Annotated in this window: 19 protein-coding genes and 1 other RNA gene; 10 read left to right on the top strand and 10 right to left on the bottom strand. The window is 38.5% G+C overall.

Annotated elements, in window-relative coordinates:
- The first annotated feature begins 113 nt into the window (after positions 1-113).
- Positions 114-884: an exodeoxyribonuclease III gene (gene xth / locus RM549_RS18900; RefSeq protein ID WP_311687619.1), complete on the top strand. Its 771-nt coding sequence runs from the start codon at positions 114-116 to the stop codon at positions 882-884.
- Positions 885-912: 28 nt separating this feature from the next.
- On the opposite strand, the gene RM549_RS18895 is transcribed toward xth, so the two are convergent.
- Both RM549_RS18895 and RM549_RS18890 read right to left on the bottom strand, forming a co-directional pair.
- Positions 913-1,341 carry a DUF4268 domain-containing protein gene (locus tag RM549_RS18895; RefSeq protein ID WP_311687617.1) on the bottom strand — a complete coding sequence of 143 codons (429 nt, stop codon included), beginning with the start codon at positions 1,339-1,341 and terminating at the stop codon, positions 913-915.
- 45 nt (positions 1,342-1,386) lie between these two features.
- Positions 1,387-2,055 carry a ZIP family metal transporter gene (locus tag RM549_RS18890; protein WP_311687615.1) on the bottom strand — a complete coding sequence of 223 codons (669 nt, stop codon included), beginning with the start codon at positions 2,053-2,055 and terminating at the stop codon, positions 1,387-1,389.
- A gap of 107 nt (positions 2,056-2,162) precedes the next feature.
- Between RM549_RS18890 and RM549_RS18885 the strand changes: the two genes are divergently transcribed.
- Complete coding sequence (locus RM549_RS18885; protein WP_311687613.1) at positions 2,163-3,329, top strand: THUMP domain-containing class I SAM-dependent RNA methyltransferase; 1,167 nt, start codon at positions 2,163-2,165, stop codon at positions 3,327-3,329.
- Positions 3,330-3,500: 171 nt separating this feature from the next.
- Here the strand turns inward: RM549_RS18885 and RM549_RS18880 are convergent, their stop codons facing one another.
- Genes RM549_RS18880 through rlmD form a run of 3 tightly spaced genes read right to left on the bottom strand, consistent with a single transcriptional unit; the run spans position 3,501 to position 6,162 of the window.
- Positions 3,501-4,208, bottom strand: coding sequence for a DUF6048 family protein (locus RM549_RS18880; protein ID WP_311687611.1), 708 nt, complete (start codon positions 4,206-4,208; stop codon positions 3,501-3,503).
- Entirely contained in the window at positions 4,174-4,695 is a 522-nt protein-coding gene (locus RM549_RS18875) for a DUF6452 family protein (RefSeq protein WP_311687609.1), read from the bottom strand. Before RM549_RS18875 ends, RM549_RS18880 begins: the two co-directional genes overlap by 35 nt.
- Positions 4,696-4,752: 57 nt before the next feature.
- Positions 4,753-6,162, bottom strand: a complete 1,410-nt coding sequence (gene rlmD, locus RM549_RS18870) for a 23S rRNA (uracil(1939)-C(5))-methyltransferase RlmD (protein ID WP_311687607.1) — start codon at positions 6,160-6,162, stop codon at positions 4,753-4,755.
- 171 nt (positions 6,163-6,333) lie between these two features.
- Between rlmD and rocD the strand changes: the two genes are divergently transcribed.
- Positions 6,334-7,578 (top strand): ornithine--oxo-acid transaminase, encoded by a 1,245-nt coding sequence (gene rocD / locus RM549_RS18865; protein ID WP_311687606.1) that lies wholly within the window; start codon positions 6,334-6,336, stop codon positions 7,576-7,578.
- 69 nt (positions 7,579-7,647) lie between these two features.
- Here rocD and RM549_RS18860 read toward each other — a convergent pair whose 3' ends face one another.
- The 3 genes from RM549_RS18860 to RM549_RS18850 are packed head-to-tail and all read right to left on the bottom strand — an operon-like array spanning position 7,648 to position 10,086.
- Positions 7,648-7,983, bottom strand: coding sequence for a CCC motif membrane protein (locus tag RM549_RS18860; protein ID WP_311687605.1), 336 nt, complete (start codon positions 7,981-7,983; stop codon positions 7,648-7,650).
- 10 nt (positions 7,984-7,993) lie between these two features.
- On the bottom strand, positions 7,994-8,278 hold the full coding sequence (locus tag RM549_RS18855) for a DUF2752 domain-containing protein (RefSeq protein ID WP_311687603.1): 285 nt from the start codon (positions 8,276-8,278) through the stop codon (positions 7,994-7,996).
- Complete coding sequence (locus tag RM549_RS18850; RefSeq protein WP_311687601.1) at positions 8,278-10,086, bottom strand: DUF8693 domain-containing protein; 1,809 nt, start codon at positions 10,084-10,086, stop codon at positions 8,278-8,280. Before RM549_RS18850 ends, RM549_RS18855 begins: the two co-directional genes overlap by 1 nt.
- A 574-nt stretch (positions 10,087-10,660) precedes the next feature.
- Between RM549_RS18850 and RM549_RS18845 the strand changes: the two genes are divergently transcribed.
- Positions 10,661-10,864, top strand: a complete 204-nt coding sequence (locus RM549_RS18845; protein WP_311687599.1) for a hypothetical protein — start codon at positions 10,661-10,663, stop codon at positions 10,862-10,864.
- A 1-nt stretch (position 10,865) separates the two neighbouring features.
- A complete protein-coding gene (locus RM549_RS18840) occupies positions 10,866-11,417 on the top strand; it encodes a DUF8465 domain-containing protein (protein ID WP_311687597.1) in 552 nt (183 codons plus the stop codon).
- 9 nt (positions 11,418-11,426) lie between these two features.
- Here RM549_RS18840 and RM549_RS18835 read toward each other — a convergent pair whose 3' ends face one another.
- Positions 11,427-12,482 (bottom strand): hypothetical protein, encoded by a 1,056-nt coding sequence (locus RM549_RS18835; RefSeq protein WP_311687595.1) that lies wholly within the window; start codon positions 12,480-12,482, stop codon positions 11,427-11,429.
- Positions 12,483-12,607: 125 nt separating this feature from the next.
- Here RM549_RS18835 and RM549_RS18830 point away from each other — a divergent pair, with 125 nt between their 5' ends.
- The gene (locus RM549_RS18830; protein WP_311687593.1) at positions 12,608-13,756 is read left to right on the top strand and encodes a cysteine desulfurase family protein; all 1,149 of its coding nucleotides are present in this window, start codon (positions 12,608-12,610) and stop codon (positions 13,754-13,756) included.
- A 370-nt stretch (positions 13,757-14,126) separates the two neighbouring features.
- On the opposite strand, the gene RM549_RS18825 is transcribed toward RM549_RS18830, so the two are convergent.
- On the bottom strand, positions 14,127-15,815 hold the full coding sequence (locus tag RM549_RS18825; protein WP_311687591.1) for a M23 family metallopeptidase: 1,689 nt from the start codon (positions 15,813-15,815) through the stop codon (positions 14,127-14,129).
- Between the two features lie 179 nt (positions 15,816-15,994).
- Here RM549_RS18825 and RM549_RS18820 point away from each other — a divergent pair, with 179 nt between their 5' ends.
- From RM549_RS18820 to rny, 4 genes are all read left to right on the top strand, one after another.
- Positions 15,995-16,285, top strand: a complete 291-nt coding sequence (locus RM549_RS18820) for a hypothetical protein (protein WP_311687590.1) — start codon at positions 15,995-15,997, stop codon at positions 16,283-16,285.
- A gap of 9 nt (positions 16,286-16,294) precedes the next feature.
- On the top strand, positions 16,295-16,588 hold the full coding sequence (locus tag RM549_RS18815) for a cell division protein ZapA (protein WP_311687588.1): 294 nt from the start codon (positions 16,295-16,297) through the stop codon (positions 16,586-16,588).
- Positions 16,589-16,636: 48 nt separating this feature from the next.
- Positions 16,637-16,757: non-coding RNA, 6S RNA (gene ssrS / locus RM549_RS18810), on the top strand.
- A 51-nt stretch (positions 16,758-16,808) separates the two neighbouring features.
- Positions 16,809-18,374, top strand: coding sequence for a ribonuclease Y (gene rny, locus RM549_RS18805; RefSeq protein WP_311687586.1), 1,566 nt, complete (start codon positions 16,809-16,811; stop codon positions 18,372-18,374).
- Positions 18,375-18,446: the final 72 nt, after the last annotated feature.

Genomic DNA, 18,446 nt, shown 5'->3' with positions numbered 1-18,446 from the left:
ATAAAAGATATTCTGTTTTGCCTTAAAAAATATTAACCTGTATCAAATTAGTTCTTATTAATGACATTATCCTTATCTTAAATTGAGAAATGTAAAATTTACTTTGAGGTTTTATGAAAATAGCTACTTATAATGTAAATGGAATTAATGCAAGGCTTCCGGTTTTGCTCCGCTGGCTGGAATCTGAAAATCCTGATGTTGTATGTCTTCAGGAATTAAAAGCTCCAGACGAAAAAATTCCGAAGAAAGCTATTGAAGAGGCAGGATACAGGACCATCTGGTATGGACAAAAGCAATGGAACGGGGTTGCTATCCTGGCCAGGGATCTGGAGATAAACGAAGTAACACGCGGACTTCCAGGTGATCCTGATGACCACCAAAGCAGGTATTTAGAAGCGTTGGTGGGTGATTTACTTATAGCCTGCCTTTATTTGCCTAACGGAAATCCTGCTCCCGGACCTAAATTTGATTATAAGTTGCGTTGGTATGAACGGCTGACTTCACGTGCCAAAGAGCTTCTGGAAATGGATACGCCGGTAGTATTAGTCGGTGATTACAATGTTATGCCAACAAATTTAGACGTTTATAAACCGGAACGATGGCAGGATGATGCGCTTTTTAGGCCGGAAGTGCGGCTGGCGTTCAAAAACCTGGTAGAGCAGGGATGGACCGATGCGATACGAAAGCTTTATCCTGATGAAAAGATATACACTTTTTACGATTACTTCCGGAACGCTTTTAAACGTGACGCGGGTTTGCGGATTGATCATTTTTTACTGAGTCCGCAGTTGGATAAAAGTCTTGTTGATGGTGGGATTGATAAAGAGGTTCGTGGATGGGAGAAAACCAGTGATCATGTACCGGTATGGATAGAGCTGAAGTAGGAAAGAATTTACTGAAATGAGAGATTTTTCAGCTTCTAATAAAATCTTCAAAATCTCTGAAGAAAGTTTCCATTTTCAGCATATTCTCGGCGAGAAATGCCTGTACCTGTTGCCAGTCATTTTTGTTGTGGATACTCACATTATCAAGCTGAACATAAATGCGGGAAACGGTTTTTCCTTCAGGCAGGAGGTAATTTTCTTCAAAGCGGGCTTGCGGCAGGTATTCAGATTTAAGCATTTTCTTCAGTGAAATCAGCTTTTCGTAGTAATATTCCTGTATAACAGGATCTGAAGAGCTAATATCCAGAGAAACCTGCGCGATTTTCCTGTCAAACGTGAATTTCATCTGGATTTCTTTAATTTTGGTGTTGTAGAGAATCCATTGTCGCTCATATTTCTTTCCGAAGGTTGTCCAGAATTCCTGAGTCAGTTTTTTTGATTCTTCCCTGCTAAACATTTTTGTAAATACTTTTTTGTGAAGAAAAGTTTAGAAAAGTGTAATTTATATAAAATAAGCTAATAATATTCCCAAAACTACAATTGCCAATTTGGAAGCATTAAAAGTATGATTCTTAGCAGATTCAAATAATATCGTGGTAGAAACGTGTAAAAAGATTCCAATTACCATTGCATTTATGTAAACTGAATACTGATTAAGAACTTCAAAATTTTCCTGCAGCCAGCTTCCAATTGGCGTCATAAGCCCAAAGATCGTCAAAAACAGAAAAATTTTAGCTTTACTCATCTTCGATCTTATTAGAAAAACAGAAAGGATTGCCGCTACGGGGATTTTGTGTATAACCACTCCGTGCAATAAATGTCCGCCATTGTGAATAGGAAATCCTTCTAAAAGTGCGTGCAAACTAAGACTGAGAAGCAGTAAAAGCGGAAAAGTACCTGTGTCGTCATTGTGGTGCATGTGGCCATGTTCTACCCCTTTGGAAACAAATTCAAGGATGATCTGGAGTAAAAGCCCCAGCATGATGAACACTCCAACTTCTGAAGAATCACTGGAATAAACTTCTGGCAGCAGTTCAAAAACAGTTACAGAAAGCAGATATGCTCCACTAAATGAAAGCAACAACTGAAATCCTGTAGAGGAGGAGGGTTTTAAAAATAATGAAATGATGTAACCTGCTAAAACCGAAAGTAAGGGTAATATATAAATCATTTAATTTATTCAGAGTTGGTTCTGTTCCGGGCTTAAACTTTCAGCTTTGGACGCATTATTATAATGGGCAAAATTAATGTATTTTTGCGGTTCTTTAAAAATGTGATATGGGAAATAACTTTAAGATGATCGCAAAAACCATGTTTGGTTTTGAACCTCTCCTGGCGAAGGAATTAAGGGAGCTTGGCGCGATGGATGTAAAGGAAGGAACGCGAAACGTTAGTTTTACTGGCGATAATGGCTTTATGTATAAAGCAAATCTTTGCTTGCGTACAGCAATTAAGGTTCTAAAACCGTATAAAAGCTTCAAAATATATTCTGAAGAGGATCTTTACAAAAGTATTTACGCCCTGCCCTGGGAAGAATTTATGGATGTGGACGATACTTTGGCGATAGATGCCACCGTACATTCTGAAACTTTTACCCACTCAAAATATATATCCTTAAAAACCAAGGATGCCATTGTAGACAGATTTAGGGACAAATTTGGCAAGAGGCCAGATGTAGATCTTGATTTTCCCACATTACGCCTGAATATTCATATTGAAGGAAACTTTTGTGATGTAAGTTTTGACAGTTCCGGACAGTCTCTGCACAAGCGTGGTTATAAAACAGCGACCAATATCGCACCTATAAACGAAGTTCTTGCGGCAGGAATGCTTTTACAGTCTGGCTGGAACGGTCAGAGTGATTTTTTGGATCCCATGTGTGGTAGCGGAACAATTTTAATAGAAGCGGCGATGATTGCCTGTAACATTCCGCCGAATCTAAACCGAAAAGAATTCGCTTTTGAAAGATGGAAAGATTGGGACGCAGATCTATTTGAGAAGATAGAAGAATCCGTTTTAAAGAAAATCCGTGAATTTCATTTTACAATTAAAGGTTACGACACTTCACCTTCAGCCGTGCATAAAGCGATCGATAATGTGGAAAATGCGAACCTTTCAGAATTTATAAAAATAGAGAGAAAGGATTTCTTCGAAAGTGAAAAAGAAACTGACAGGCATCTTCATATGGTGTTTAATCCGCCTTACGGAGAGCGTCTGGAGATCGATATGCCTGCATTTTATAAGAGAATTGGGGATACCCTGAAACAAAATTACCCCGGTACGCAGGCGTGGTTTATCACTTCTAACCTGGAAGCAATTAAACACGTTGGTTTACGACCTTCACGAAGGATAAAGATGTATAACGGTGCTTTGGAATCGAAACTTCTGAAATACGAGATCTACGAAGGCACAAAGAAGGTGCATAAACAGCAGGATCAAGCTTAGCCGAGTTTAAAGACGGCATGGATATCCTGAAATGAAAGTGTTTTTTAGAGGATCAGTTTTCCAGAGGTCGATAATTGGCATTTTGGAGCATCGACCTTTTCAGGGAAATTTTCCAGACTGTGGTGCTGCTGAAAGCGATTTTAAACAGACCGGATTCGCTATAACTGAGAACTATTTTTTGTAAAGTGGCAGCAAATAGGAGATGGTGTAACCATAACCAACACCAAATTGGCTCTCATCATAGGTGCGGTTAAAGCCGGGAATGCTAAGATTATCGAAACCGGTAGGAGTATTTTGTCCTATACGACGTTTAAGTTGCACGTTGGCAGAAAGAAACAGATTTTTGAGTACTTCTACCTTTATCCCTGCCATTAACTCAACCCAATTGGCGGTTAAACCGGTAGCTTCCCCATCTTCCGGAGTTCTCGTGTCGGGTCCAAAATAGGGTGTTGTGGTGTATATGGTATATTCTTCCAGTTCTTGTGAAAAGGTGGCGAAACCATAACGTATACCCACGAAGATGCTATTCTGCATATCCAGCCAGTTTTCATATGCATTGTAATCTGCTCCAATTTTTGCATAACTGCCGGAGGAAGTTGCCCTTATCAAGCCTTCATCAAAGGTTATCTGCTCATTGCCAATTTCGGCAGCAGCATAAAAATTATCGTAAACGCGGTAATCACCTACCAATTCGAAGCCACGGTAATCATCCTGCAGGACTGTGCGTAAAAGTTTACTCAGATCTGCACCAACCCGCAATCCGTATTTTTCTTTATACTGAATACTATCCTGAGGTGCTTCTGTTTGTGCTGTACCCGTATTAAAGGACAACAACAGAATAATATTAATAATAAAAAGATATGTGGGTATTATTTTCATTTTCAACTTCTTCTTGTTCGATGACATAATCCAGAATCCAGGCACCATCTTCACCAGGATCGATCCTGGTATCTAATCCCGAATAATTAACTTTAAAAGAGCAGGCTCTGTTAAGATAGACTTCCTCCCTGGCATAAAAAAAATCAATAATATCTGTATTATTTTGTTCTACAGGGCTATCGGGATCCTCTTCTTCAGCATAATTATAAGTAAATTCATAGGTCGTGATATCCTGATCTGTTCTTAAAGGAATGGCATAAGTTTCTTCATTAACGTTTTCCAGAAAAACGAGGGTGTCTTCTGCAGCTTTAATTTGAAGGTTTAATGGCCCCTGCGGAGTTTCCCTGTCTTCAATATCATAAAAACTGATAACGAGCAGCGAAGTAGTTTGAGTACTTGCAGGGCAAATATCATCCCGCTGGCATCCTGAAAAAAGCAGAATTGTAGCCAAAGCGATAAAAATTCTTTCTGAATAAAAAGTCTTCATTCGTTTGTTATATTGTTCAGTGGAAAAAAAGTTTTCATTTTCCTTTCTGTACCGGTTTTATCGTCTTTCCAAACATACCACATTCTCCACGTGAAATGTCTGCGGGAACATATCTACCGGCTGTACTTTTGTGACTTTATAATATTCATTTAGCATTTCCAGATCCCGGGCCTGTGTGGCAGAATTACAGCTTACATAAACGATTCGCTGTGGCAATATACCAATTATCTGGGCTACAACATCTTTGTGCATCCCGTCCCTTGGAGGGTCTGTAATTATGACGTCTGGATTGCCATGCTTATTGATGAAGTCACGGGTAAAAACTTTCCTCATATCCCCGGCAAAGAATTCTGTATTTGCGATGTTGTTGCGTTCGGCATTTTCTTTAGCATCTTTAATTGCTTCAGGCACAGCTTCTACACCAATTACTTTTTTTGCTTTTGCCGCCACAAACTGTGCAATAGTACCAGTTCCCGTATAAAGATCATATACAATTTCATCTCCTTTTAAATCGGCGAAATCTCTTGTGATTTTATACAATTCGTAAGCCTGTGCAGAATTCGTCTGGTAGAACGATTTCGCATTTATTTTAAATTTAAGGCCTTCCATTTCTTCAAAAATATGGTCGCGGCCATGGTAACAGATAACCTCCTGATCATAAATAGTGTCATTTCCTTTGGAATTATTCACGTATTGAAGTGAGGTGATTTCAGGGAATTCTGCAATAATATTGTCCAGCAAAAGCTCTCTCTTTTCTTTATCTTCTTCAAAAAGCTGAAGCAGCACCATAATTTCACCGGTAGAAGAGGTGCGAATCATTAAAGTACGCAAAAAGCCCGATTGCTCCCGCGCATTAAAGAATTGCATCTCATTCTCTGTAGCAAAAATCTTTATAAAATTCCGGATAGCGTTACTGGGATCTTCCTGTAAATGACATTTTTTGATGTCCAGGATCTTATCCCACATTCCCGGTATATGGAAACCCAATGCATTTTTATTGTCAAAATCTTTCCCGCTCTGGATCTCTTCCAAAGTAAGCCATCTGCTGTCACTAAAAGAGAATTCCATTTTATTCCTGTAGAAGTAAATTTCTTTGCTGCCAAGAATAGGAGTCGTTTCCGGAAGTTCTATTTTGCCAATCCGGCGTAAGTTGTTTTCTATTTCCTGCTGTTTGTATTCCAGCTGATATTTGTAATCCATAAATTGCCATTTGCAGCCTCCGCAGGTGCCAAAATGCTGACAAACAGGTTCAGCTCTCTTGTTTGAATATTTATGAAAATTGACCGCTGTACCCTGGTAATAAGATTTCCTTTTTTTAATAGTCTGTATATCTGCCACATCACCGGGAACGGCATTATTAATAAAAATTACCTTCCCGTCTGGCGCTTTACCAATGCTTTTACCCTTTGCGCCGGCATCTATAATTTCAACAGCTTCAAATAACTTGTTTTTTTTCTTTCTGCCCATGCCGCAAAAATAGGATAAAAGCTAAGATTTATTAGACCTCACATTGAAAATTTCAGCAAACATTTAGTAATTTGCGAAGATTTAAATTCAGGATGATTTCTCTCCGGCTTCTGTTAATTTTCAGCGGAAAAAGAAGGAATTGAAGAAGTAAATGATATAAAAGAATTAAAAATGCCATTAAAGGAAATTAAATCTTCACAAGAAGCGATTAAATTGGAAGACAAGCATGGAGCGCACAATTATCATCCGCTGCCAGCCGTTTTGAGCAAAGGCGAGGGAGTCCATGTTTGGGATGTTGAAGGAAATAAATACTACGATTTTCTCTCTGCGTATTCTGCGGTCAACCAGGGGCATTGCCACCCAAGGATTATCGATGCACTTTCCCAACAAGCTGCTAAATTAACGCTGACTTCAAGAGCCTTTCATAATGATGTCTTAGGACCCTTTGAAGAATATGCGACTGAGTATTTTGGCTTTGATAAACTTCTGCCAATGAATACCGGTGCAGAGGCTGTGGAAACCGCCATTAAACTTGCCAGAAAATGGGCGTACGAAACCAAAGGTGTAAAGGAAACTGAAGCTCAAATCGTGGTTTGCGAAAATAACTTCCACGGAAGAACAACTACTATTATATCCTTTTCTAATGATGAAGGAGCAAGAAAGAATTTTGGACCTTACACTCCCGGATTTCTTAAAATCCCTTACGATGATGTAGACGCGCTGGAAAAAGTTCTTGAAGAGAATGAGAATATTGCCGGATTTTTAGTAGAACCTATACAGGGGGAAGCTGGTGTTTATGTACCTTCTGAAGGATATTTGGAAAGAACAAAGGCGCTCTGCAAGAAACATAACGTTCTGTTTATTGCAGATGAAGTCCAGACAGGGATTGCCCGTACGGGAAAATTACTTGCAGTAGATCACGAAAATGTGAAACCTGATATACTTATCCTTGGGAAAGCAATTTCCGGTGGGGTGTATCCTGTTTCTGCCGTTCTCGCAGATGATAAAGTGATGAATGTGATAAAACCCGGTCAGCACGGTTCTACTTTTGGGGGGAATCCTTTGGCCTGTGCGGTCGCTCATGCAGCGCTGGAAGTAATACGTGATGAGAAACTTGCTGAAAATGCTGAGAAATTGGGCGGATTATTCCGAAGATTATTGGATGATTATATCAGGGATTCTAATATTGTAAACGAGGTGCGGGGTAAAGGACTTTTAAATGCAATACTTATAAACGACTCTCCTGATAGTTCTACTGCCTGGGATATTTGTGTAGCTTTAAAAGAAAACGGTCTGCTGGCGAAACCAACGCATGGTAATATCATTCGTTTTGCACCACCATTGGTGATGAACGAAGAGCAGTTAAAAGATTGTGTAGATATTATTACAAGTACACTGGAGCAGTTTGAAAAATAAATTTTGCTGTCGTTTTATTACATTAAAAACCCCGCTGCATGCGGGGTTTATTTCACAATTAAAGATTTTTTATTGTTCCCAGGCTCCGGATTCCCTGAGAATTTGTTCCTGCATTTCCTGTAGGCCTTCAATTCCTCCATATATTATCAATACCACGATAATAAGCACGATATAAAGTACACTTACAGTTAGGCCAATAATCCCCAATATTTTTCCGGTTTTTACATTTTGATAACCGGTATATAGCTCTGGATTAGTTTCGTAGACCTGTTGCGCTCTTTTAGCCATTACGATAGCCATAACTCCAAAAATTGCTCCTAAAACACCGTAGCAACAACAGCCAAAAATAGAAAGGATTCCAAAAATAAGGACTAGTGTTGAGTTTGGTAATTGCTCTCTTTCCATAAAAAAAATATTAATTGATTAGTTGGTTGATTTTATAAAGATAACTGACAATCATGATAACCGCAGTAAAAATTATCAGCCCTATTTTTACGGTATAATCATGTTTAAATTTAAAGAAAAGATTCAGAATTAGAAATCCCAGGAGAAATAATAATGGATAAATTGCCGGAAACATTTGAAAAGCAGCTGCAAAATCCCCTTTCAGCAGCAAAGCCATCGCACGCTGTCCTCCACATCCATAGCACTCCAATCCAAAGAGTTCTTTATTTAAACATGGGAGCATGTATTTTTCCATTATTGTTGCTTTTTGATCCTTACTTTTTTATTAATTTGTTTCCTGTCTGAAGTGGTGATCCTTAAAATATATACCGCATCGCTGAGCCCGTGTGTAGAAAAACTGAATTCCTTATCCTTTCCTGTTATCTTATGGCTGAATATTTTGCTGCCTTTAAGATCAAATAGGCTTACCTGATCGATCGTTTGCTCTTTTTCAATTTTTACCTGAAGAAGGCTTTCTGCATTATTCTGAAGGATTTGAATTCCTGCTTCAGGAAGAGTTTTTTCTTCATTAAGAGTATTAAGAGGAAATTCTTTGTGAGGTGCAGGGTTTTCTTCTTCCGTTTCTTCTGAAGCTGCTTCAGGAATTTTTAAGCCGAGAAAAAATCGTTGGACATATTCACCTTTTGGAAGAGAAACTTTATAGCTATTTACCTTCAGATCTGTTGAAGTATTCTTTTCTGAATCATAAAGGAAAATCTTTTCCGGTTCAAAGGCTTTAGTAGAATTTAAACTGAATATTATTTCTCCTTCTGAAGCCATATTCACGATTAGCGGAATCCTATCTTCAGCAGGAAAAGGCATTACATTGATCAGGTAAAAATCTTCATCAATAAACCATCCGGCGTCTGAAGAAATTCGGTTTAAAGTCATGGCATCCATAGCCCAATCTGCATTTATAGTAGCATCTTCCCGAAAGGCGAGGATGAGAGGTCGGGTATATAAATTGTTTATTTCTACATCCAGACGAAGATTTGGAGTAACTTCTGAAGTCTTAAAATTTTGGGATACACTCTTAAAACGCGAATTATCGCTGTTCTCTTTTTTAAAAACTCTGACTTTGTTTGTAAAAGTCACATAACCATCAGAACTACCAATAAGCATGAATCCCTGCGCGATAGGAGCGAATTCACGCGGAATAATATCTCCTGTTTCACCCGTAACATTATTGATTTCTCCCTGGTTATGGAATTTTTTAAAAACTGCTGGCACATAGGCATTGGCTCCGGGAGAATATGCGCCGTAGCCTCCTTCGTAATCTGATAAATAATGAGAGCGTCCATTATCTTTGGAATCCCAGAAATAGGCAATTCCTGTGGTATTAGGATTATCAAATAAAAAACGCCTTAAATGAATGGCAGAGGGATATGGATTACCTACAAGTAAACTCTGGTATTCCATAATTTTCACCTTATACTCCCCGTCATTGGGCCGGCCTCTAAAATCGTAGCGCTGCGCATTTCCGGGATTGGTTTCTACACCATTAATAGCAACAGTATTTGTACCGTTCGTTCCTTTCATGGTAAAGCCTTCGCCGGGGAGGAGATCAAAATAATCTCCAATATACCTCCAGTCCACATAATCTGATCCGGAAAACTTATGCAGCCAGCGTTTAGCAATAGTAAGTGGATCTGCTGTACCATTTAATTCGGAAGTAACCTGTACTTTCTGACTTCTGATTTCATCCAGTGGCTCATATAGAATCTCTCTTATAGATTTATCTGAACTTACGTTGGTAACCGGGAGAGACCAGTAATTATAATCAAAAGCATTGGAAGTACCTTCCTGAAATACAGAAATAACTCCGTCGCCAGTATTTTTATTTACCGTCTTTTCCCCCTGCATTAGTTGCGATTCGCTTCTTAAATAGAGATTTGAGTGGTTGTTGGGATTATGATTTTTTTTTAATTGAATTTCACCTTCAACAAATAACACTTCATTATTCACATACATGTAGCTATCTCCGGTTGCAGAAGGCGAGATGCTCAATTGCCCATAAGAGATCCCGGAAAAGAGGATTAGAAGAAGAAGTTGTACAAATTTCATATCTGGAAAAACAATAAGAAAGGTAGTAAAAAATTAGTAATCTGTATTTTAGAAATGTTTCCGATTAAATAAGAAGCCACAAAGCATTTAATTTTTCCAGTAAAATTCAGAATTAAATGCTTGCACAGCTGTTAAATGAATAGTCAAGTTGGTTAAACTATTGCTAAAGGTCAGTACAGCAGGAAGAAGTATTTTCTATATTTGGAGAAATACGGAGATGATGAATTTAAATAATTTGGGATGGACATGCAGATAATGATTTTAGTGGCAGGATTTTCCTTAGTTGTTGTATTGTTCATATTTTTTGTTCGAACCTTATTAGACAACCGGCAGCAAGAGAAAAAGCTAAGCAGGCAAATTCTGGAATGTAAAAGAAAAGTCCGAACGTAAATTAGAAGGACATTCTCATTTTTTTAATTTTTTCTGTATCCAGGCGCAATACTTTCCGACAGTTCTACTTTCTTTGATTAAAACCTTTTCTGAAAACAATTTTATTTATTTCTCAGCTTCAGGGAAAATAAATACTTATAACTTTGCTCAACTATAAGGTAACACCAATTTCAGAATAGATTATATGAATAACAGGAATTCGCAGGTAATCAATACAATATTAATCGTAGTTGGCGGCGGACTCCTTATCTACGCGATTGCTGCAGAAAATGCGAATCAGTATTTTAAAATAGGCGGCTTAATTATAATTATGATCGGGCTTTATAGGGCTACTAATCATTGGGTGGCAACAAAAGATGATCATAAAGAAGACGAAAACCAGGAATAAGATGGACTTTAAACCCGGAGATAAAGTGGAATTGCTGGACGATAATCTTGAAGGTATCGTAGTAAGCAACAATGGTAATATGATTGAAATCGAAACCAGTGAGGGGTTTAGTATGGAGTTTCCTGCTTCAGATCTGGTTAAAATTGAAACTCCTATCGAGGATTTTCAGGAAAATGTGGACTTTAACCGGATTCTTGAGGAGAAAAAAATTCCGAAGAAGCACAATAGTCAGCGTATAAAACCCAAAGAGCGAAATGCTCCTCCCATGGAAGTAGACCTGCATATCCACAAGCTTACCAAATCTACAAAAGGATTGTCTAACTATGAGATGCTGGATATTCAGTTAGATACTGCACGGCGACAGCTGGAATTTGCGATGGATAAACGTATACAAAAGGTAGTTTTTATCCATGGAGTAGGGGAAGGTGTTTTAAAAGCCGAACTTGATTATCTCTTTGGCCGTTATACCAATTTGAAATTCTATGATGCCGACTTTAAAAAATATGGGCTGGGTGCTACAGAAGTTTATATTTTTCAGACTGTAAAAAGCTAGTTTATATTTTCACTCTTCTTCCTGATCATTCGTTTCCTCTTCACTTTCTTCAGTTTCTTCACCGGTATTATCATCCTCATTTTCCTCTTCATCCTCATCACTATCCTCTTCTCCTGTATAAACTACTTCAATAGATTCATCAAAATAGCCCAGGTTGTATTCAGAAAATTTTATTTCTTCTCCACTACCATCCTGTTTTATCAGAGAAAATTCACTTAATTCGATGTAAGTTCTAATTCTCCTGCTCGATATTACGTTTTCCAGATACTCATCATTTTCGAGAGAAATGGCAGTCTGCCTATCAAGGTAGTAAGGAATATTTGCCGCATTAAGATACAACTGTGGAGCATCCCTGAATTCTTCATTAACTTCATTTCTGGTGGGAGAGCCGTCTCCATCATCATCTGGATCCAAATAGTTAGGGATTCCATCTTCATCTGTATCGCGGTAGTCACGTTCATTGAGAGTAACAACGGGATCTCCGCTGGCACTGGTTTCCAATCTTGTAGGTACATTATCATTATCATCGTCTATATCCAGATAGTCTGGAATACCGTCGCCATCAGTATCTAAATGTTGTCCGTTTTCTATATCAAAACCTTCATTTAGGTTAGAAATACCATCGCCATCTGCATCTGCATCATTCGTTTCATCCCTAAAAATTGTTCTAATGGAAATAGTTCCCCTGGAAGAACTTTTGTATTCTTCAAGAACCCGCGGTTCACTGGGTGGGATTTCACTACAAAAATAAGGACTGCTGCTGGATGTAGAAAGAGGGCCGTTGTAGATACGATAAACCAGACGGTTTGTATTGTTTAGAGTTAATTCTACAGATCCTGGAGCGGTTCTTAACCTATTAGCTTCAGAACTTATCTCACTTCCTGAAAGTAAAAGCGACATAGACTCGTAAACATCCTCACTATTTGTTGCGTATAGAACTTTTGTTTCACGACCGCAAAGTTGCAATTGGCTATCTTCCAGATCAAAACTAGTAACAATAATATCACCACTATCGCAGGAGATCATGGCACAAGTAACTAATATCAGGACAAAAAACTTCTTCATTTTTCAAAACTTTAAAAACCGGAACAAAAACTTTTCGCTTATGTTCCAAAAACAAAAGTAGAGGAAATATAGATTTCTGAGGAAGCTTCTTTTAAATAATTTAAAATCCGTTATTTTTACACCCCATGAAAAAAGTATATTTAGACTCAGCAGCTACCACCCAAATCCGGGACGAAGTCATTGACAGAATGAGTGTGGTAATGAAAGAAAATTTCGGAAACCCCTCTTCTACACATAGTTATGGCCGGTCATCGAAAACCTTAATTGAACAGGCAAGAAAAACGGTTGCCTCCTTATTAAATGTATCTGCGTCTGAAATTGTTTTTACTTCGGGGGGGACAGAAGCCGATAACCTGGTGCTAAACAGCGCAGTTCGGGATCTTGGAGTAAAGCGAATTATCACATCCAGGATAGAACATCATGCGGTGCTTTATACTTTAAAGCAGTTGGAAAAATCCTTCGGAATAGAAGTGGATTATGTAAAGCTAGATAAAAAAGGTAATATCCTCATTGAGGATCTGGAGCGTTTATTGGCTGCTTCGGAAGAAAAAACGCTGGTGAGTTTAATGCACGTGAATAACGAAATTGGCAATAAAATTGACTTGAAGAAGGTCGCTGAAATATGTAAAGCGAATAATGCACTTTTTCATTCAGATACTGTTCAGTCCGTTGGACATTATGAACTTAATCTGAAGGAAATTCCGGTAGATTTTTTAGCAGCCAGTGCACATAAATTTCACGGACCAAAAGGTGTGGGTTTTACGTTCGTCAGGAAAAACAGCGGACTTAAACCTCTCATTTTTGGAGGAGAGCAGGAGCGTGGGCATCGTGCCGGAACAGAAGGGGTTCACAATATTGTGGGTCTTGAGGAAGCAATCAAAATTTCGTACAATAAACTTGAAGAAGAAAAAGCTGAAGTTTTAGCTTTAAAAAGTCATTTTGTCGATACCCTGAAAAGTGAAATCCCGGGTGTAAAATTTAATGGCAACTGCGAAGATCTCGAGAACAGTACCTATACACTTATCAACATCTGCCTTCCAGTTTCTTCGGAAAAAGCACTAATGCTGTTGTTTCAGCTGGATTTAAAAGGGATCGCATGTTCTAAAGGAAGTGCCTGCCAAAGCGGAAGCAGCAAAGAATCTCATGTTTTAAGCGCATTTTTACCTGAAGAAGATTTAGCTAAACCTTCTATCCGTTTCAGTTTCTCAAAATACAATACAACAGAAGAAATAGATTACGTGGTGGAAGTTCTGAAGGAATTTATTGAAGCTTAATTTTTCAGAAACCGATAATTGCCATTTTTAGGTGTGGGCGAGAGGTATCCTTTACACCAGTATCTGTCAGGTTTCCAAAACCTGACAGATCTAAAAAACAGCAGCTCGATAATTGGCATTTTAAAAGGCTCGCTTAAACCTTCAGAACTTCAAAATTTTTATATTTCCGCTTCCGCAGCATTAAATTTTTGCCTAAAGGCTTACTTTTTCTGACAATAATCAGTTTTAAAAGCAGGAAATTACTTTTACAGGTCGATATTTGCCATTTTGGAGGTCAGGCTATAATCAGCCACTACGCAAACCTCACAGGTTTTAAAAACCTGTGAGGTTTAAAAATAGCAGCTCGAAAATTGCCATTTTTCAGCATCTATTATTTTTTAAAGAATTTCGCCTCATAAGTATTCACATTCCCAACATTATCTGTCACGATCAATTTAAAATCGTTTTCTGTTTCTGTAACTGCACCGTCGGCAAAATCGTGGGTTAACATGTTGTCTTTATATTCGTACTCCATCAGGATAAATTTGCCGTTTACTGTAGCGCGGTAACTCTTAATTCCCGAAAGATCATCACTTATTTTAACTTTAAGAGTGCTGTTGTTGGAGATCCACTGGCCGTTGGAAAAATTTACCGGACTTATCCACGGTGCATTGTTATCTGAAGCCAGGGTGTAATTGCCAAAGGTCCTGATTCCCGTTGTAAAACGATCACCCTTTTTATAAGTTGAAGAATAGCTGGGACGATTCCCGTAACCAAGTTTGGCAATAAACATTTTCTCCTTTTCTGCTGCTTCATATTTGCTTACATCAAAGCCAATCGTGATATTTTGATGTATGGGAGTATCGTCCCTGTGCAAATTTACCGTATTGCCATTAAAACTAATATCCAGGTATTTATCCTGGTATAAACTTCCTTTCGGAATATAAATATCTATACCATTTTGTTCTGTAGAAAACGATTGATTGGCCTGCACAAAATATTCTGTTTCTTCCAGCTTTTTAGGCTGAATGCTCTCGCTGAATTCCCCTTGAATAGGAACTCTTATCACACTTTCATTTCCTGCAAAATCGGTTACTGTTATGGTGTAGTTGTAATCCAAATCATCCTGGATGTCCAATCTTCCTTCAGATTGTACATTCGCGTAAAGGCTTAAGGGATTGCTCTCTTCCACAAACAATTTCTGAACCCGCAACCGGTTGCTGGTATAATATTCATAATCTATTAATTGATTAAGATGGCGCGTTTCAGCAAAAGAAAACCTGTCAAAATTGAGCTGAAAAACATTGTCACCATTAAGATTTGCTTCAATCTTATAAACTCCGTTTTGATTGGAAGCCATATCCTGCTGGTCTACCGTAGAAATTCCAAAACCAACTTTCCCGCAGGCATTCAGTTTTTCGGTGGTATAAGTACCGTCTTTTAAGGGAATCAACCTGATTCTCTGCCTTTCTGCGGAATGGTTAATATGGGAATCTGCGTCCATAGGATAAGCAAAGAGTCCGTTAATTAAGGGCTTTCTGTTATCCTGAACTTCTATTCCGAATAATTTTGGATTCATAGGTCTTTGGCTGCCGTCCCTTATTTCAAAATGCAAATGAAGTCCTCCGCTGCCACCGGTATTACCGCTGTAAGCTACAAGTTCTCCGCTTTCAACCTGAAGTTCTCCCGCTTCAGGGAAAAGCTCAATTTCATAAGACTCATTTGCATATTGGTGCTTTTTGACATAAGCTTCAATTTCCGGAGAAAAACGCTGCAGGTGACCATACACTGTGGTGTAACCGTTTGGATGCTGAATATAAAGCGCTTTCCCATAACCATAATGCTGAATTTTAATTCGGCTAACATGACCCGGTGCGGCAGATTTTACCGCCAGCCCTTCCCGTTGCTGGGTTTTAATATCGAGACCGCTGTGGAAATGATTTGATCTTAACTCTCCAAAAGTTCCGGAAAGGACAAGAGGGACATCCAGCGGATTTTCAAAATAATCTTTAGGAACCTGGGGTTGGGATTGGGCAATTAATGAAATAGAAAAAAGGATAAGTAGATAATAGAACCTCATAAGATTTGTTTAAGCAATTCATAGCGGGATAAAGATAATCAAACTCTGTGCAAAATTAAACGGCTTTGCCTGAGTTTATTAAGGTTGATGGGCGGTTTTTTTAAAAATAGAATTAAAAGTATTGGGATATTTCAAACGGTATGCTAACTTTGTAGGGATTGGCATCATATCCAGCTTTTATGAGTGAATTAACGGAAATAGTTGATAGTCTTGAAAATAGGATCAGCAAGTTGCTTCACAAATATGAAGTTATGAAGCAGGTGCAGGCTTCTTTACAGGAAGAATTGACATCTGTTAAATCTGAAAACGCTGCCTTAAAAAAGGAACTGGAAAATTCCGGAGAGCGTATTCAATCTTTAAAGGCTGCAAATGCGATGCTGGGCAGTAATGATTATAAAAGAGAAACAAAGCTCAAGATAAATAGTCTGATAAGGGAAATTGACCAATGTATTGTGCAATTATCCGACTAATTAAAAGCAATGGCCGATAAATTAAAGATCAAAATATCGATAGCAGATCGTGTATATCCTTTAACCATTCAACCAAAACAGGAAGAGGGATTGCGTAAGGCTGCAAAGAAAATCGAAGCTATGATCAAGCAATTTGAGCAGAGTTATGCCGTTAGGGATAAGCAGGATGTGCTTGCTATGTGTGCTTTACAGTTTGCAGCCCAAACTGAACAGCAGGGCATAGACAAGTCTACCGAAATGCTTGAAGCAGAAGATAAATTGAAATCACTTAATGATTTGTTACAAAGTCATTTAGCGAATTAAGTTCTTTAAATAAATAGGTTACTGCCTGTATTAGTGATTTTTTGATAAACTCAACACGGATTCTTTAAAGAGGGTGAGTCTAAGTTGTAAAAGCGCGCCGCTCCCGATTTATCGGGATGAGCGGATTCTTGATCAGCTTGTTAGCCCTAAACTTGATTTTAAGGAGTTTAATCCAAAACACAACTAATACAGGCTTTTTTTATACATAAATTTTAACTAAATGGAAATAATTATAATGATCATTGTAGGACTGTTGGTGGGAATAGCCATTGGTTTTGCAATCGCTAAAGCAATGGAGCGGAAAAAAGCTTCCGGAACCATAAAAAATGCCGAACAGTCTGCTGCCAGTATTATTAAAGAGGCAAAAGCCGAAGGTGAAAGCATTAAGAAGGATAAAATCCTTCAGGCGAAAGAAAAATTTATTGAGCTTAAATCTGAGCACGAAAAGGTTATCCTTAGCCGTGATAAGAAAATTAGTGATGCAGAGAAACGTATTCGGGATAAAGAATCCCAGGTTTCCGGAGAGATTGCCAAGAATAAAAAATTAAACAAGGATCTTGAAGATAAATTAGCAGATTACGAACACAGAACAGCTTATCTGGAGAAAAAACAGGAAGAAATTGATAAGCTTCACAGTAGTAAAGTTCAGCAGTTAGAAGTAATTTCAGGACTTTCGGCTGAAGATGCCAAGGCACAGCTTACAGAATCTTTAAAAGATGTGGCAAGAGCAGATGCTATGGCAATGATACAAGACACTGTAGAAGAAGCGAAGCTCACCGCACAACAGGAAGCGAAGAAAATTATTATAAATACAATCCAAAGAATTGGTACTGAAGAGGCGGTAGAGAATTGCGTTTCTGTCTTTAACCTGGAGAGTGACGATGTTAAAGGTAGAATTATTGGACGGGAAGGACGAAATATTCGAGCCATCGAAGCTGCTACCGGTGTCGAAATTATTGTAGATGATACTCCGGAAGCGATTATTCTTTCCTGCTTTGATTCCGTTAGAAGGGAAGTTGCCCGTTTATCATTGCATAAACTGGTGACCGATGGCAGGATTCACCCTGCGCGTATTGAAGAAGTCGTGAAGAAAACGCGGAAGCAAATCGATGAAGAAATCATAGATATTGGAAAACGTACAGTGATTGACCTGGGAATTCACGGATTAAATCCAGAGCTGATTAAGGTCGTAGGACGTATGAAGTATCGTTCTTCTTATGGTCAGAACCTGCTTCAGCATTCCAGGGAAGTTGCCAAGTTGTGCGGAGTAATGGCAGCAGAACTCGGGTTAAACCCGAAACTGGCAAAAAGAGCTGGTCTTCTACACGATATAGGAAAAGTGCCGGATACAGAAACAGAAGTTCCTCACGCTATTTTAGGAATGCAGTGGGCAGAGAAATATGGTGAAAAGCCGGAAGTTTGTAATGCTATTGGAGCTCACCACGACGAGGTGGAAATGACTTCTTTACTTTCTCCAATTGTACAGGTTTGTGATGCTATTAGCGGTGCAAGACCGGGTGCAAGAAGGCAGGTACTGGATTCTTACATTCAGCGTCTAAAAGATCTTGAAGATATCGCATTTGGTTTTGGCGGAGTGAAAAAAGCTTATGCCATCCAGGCTGGTCGTGAACTGCGGGTGATTGTGGAAAGTGAAAGGGTTAATGATGAAAAAGCATCCAATCTTTCTTTTGAAATTTCACAAAAAATTCAGACAGATATGACATATCCGGGACAGGTAAAAGTTACAGTAATAAGAGAGACAAGAGCAGTGAATATTGCGAAATAATTCCTCTGAAGTACTACTACTATATAAAAAAATCCCGCGAGTTTTTCGCGGGATTTTTTGCTTTTATAATTA

It is taken from the genome of Autumnicola patrickiae, from assembly GCF_031846525.1.
Classification (GTDB): Bacteria; Bacteroidota; Bacteroidia; order Flavobacteriales; family Flavobacteriaceae; genus Autumnicola; species Autumnicola patrickiae.
The sequence above is the reverse complement of the archived record's forward strand: the minus strand, read 5'-3'. Positions and strand labels throughout refer to the sequence as shown.

Coding starts and splice junctions, on each gene's coding strand:
- xth (WP_311687619.1), top strand. CDS start 114: ATGAAAATAGCTACTTATAATGTAAATGGAATTAATGCAAGGCTTCCG.
- RM549_RS18895 (WP_311687617.1), bottom strand. CDS start 1,341: ATGTTTAGCAGGGAAGAATCAAAAAAACTGACTCAGGAATTCTGGACA.
- RM549_RS18890 (WP_311687615.1), bottom strand. CDS start 2,055: ATGATTTATATATTACCCTTACTTTCGGTTTTAGCAGGTTACATCATT.
- RM549_RS18885 (WP_311687613.1), top strand. CDS start 2,163: ATGGGAAATAACTTTAAGATGATCGCAAAAACCATGTTTGGTTTTGAA.
- RM549_RS18880 (WP_311687611.1), bottom strand. CDS start 4,208: ATGAAAATAATACCCACATATCTTTTTATTATTAATATTATTCTGTTG.
- RM549_RS18875 (WP_311687609.1), bottom strand. CDS start 4,695: ATGAAGACTTTTTATTCAGAAAGAATTTTTATCGCTTTGGCTACAATT.
- rlmD (WP_311687607.1), bottom strand. CDS start 6,162: ATGGGCAGAAAGAAAAAAAACAAGTTATTTGAAGCTGTTGAAATTATA.
- rocD (WP_311687606.1), top strand. CDS start 6,334: ATGCCATTAAAGGAAATTAAATCTTCACAAGAAGCGATTAAATTGGAA.
- RM549_RS18860 (WP_311687605.1), bottom strand. CDS start 7,983: ATGGAAAGAGAGCAATTACCAAACTCAACACTAGTCCTTATTTTTGGA.
- RM549_RS18855 (WP_311687603.1), bottom strand. CDS start 8,278: ATGGAAAAATACATGCTCCCATGTTTAAATAAAGAACTCTTTGGATTG.
- RM549_RS18850 (WP_311687601.1), bottom strand. CDS start 10,086: ATGAAATTTGTACAACTTCTTCTTCTAATCCTCTTTTCCGGGATCTCT.
- RM549_RS18845 (WP_311687599.1), top strand. CDS start 10,661: ATGAATAACAGGAATTCGCAGGTAATCAATACAATATTAATCGTAGTT.
- RM549_RS18840 (WP_311687597.1), top strand. CDS start 10,866: ATGGACTTTAAACCCGGAGATAAAGTGGAATTGCTGGACGATAATCTT.
- RM549_RS18835 (WP_311687595.1), bottom strand. CDS start 12,482: ATGAAGAAGTTTTTTGTCCTGATATTAGTTACTTGTGCCATGATCTCC.
- RM549_RS18830 (WP_311687593.1), top strand. CDS start 12,608: ATGAAAAAAGTATATTTAGACTCAGCAGCTACCACCCAAATCCGGGAC.
- RM549_RS18825 (WP_311687591.1), bottom strand. CDS start 15,815: ATGAGGTTCTATTATCTACTTATCCTTTTTTCTATTTCATTAATTGCC.
- RM549_RS18820 (WP_311687590.1), top strand. CDS start 15,995: ATGAGTGAATTAACGGAAATAGTTGATAGTCTTGAAAATAGGATCAGC.
- RM549_RS18815 (WP_311687588.1), top strand. CDS start 16,295: ATGGCCGATAAATTAAAGATCAAAATATCGATAGCAGATCGTGTATAT.
- rny (WP_311687586.1), top strand. CDS start 16,809: ATGGAAATAATTATAATGATCATTGTAGGACTGTTGGTGGGAATAGCC.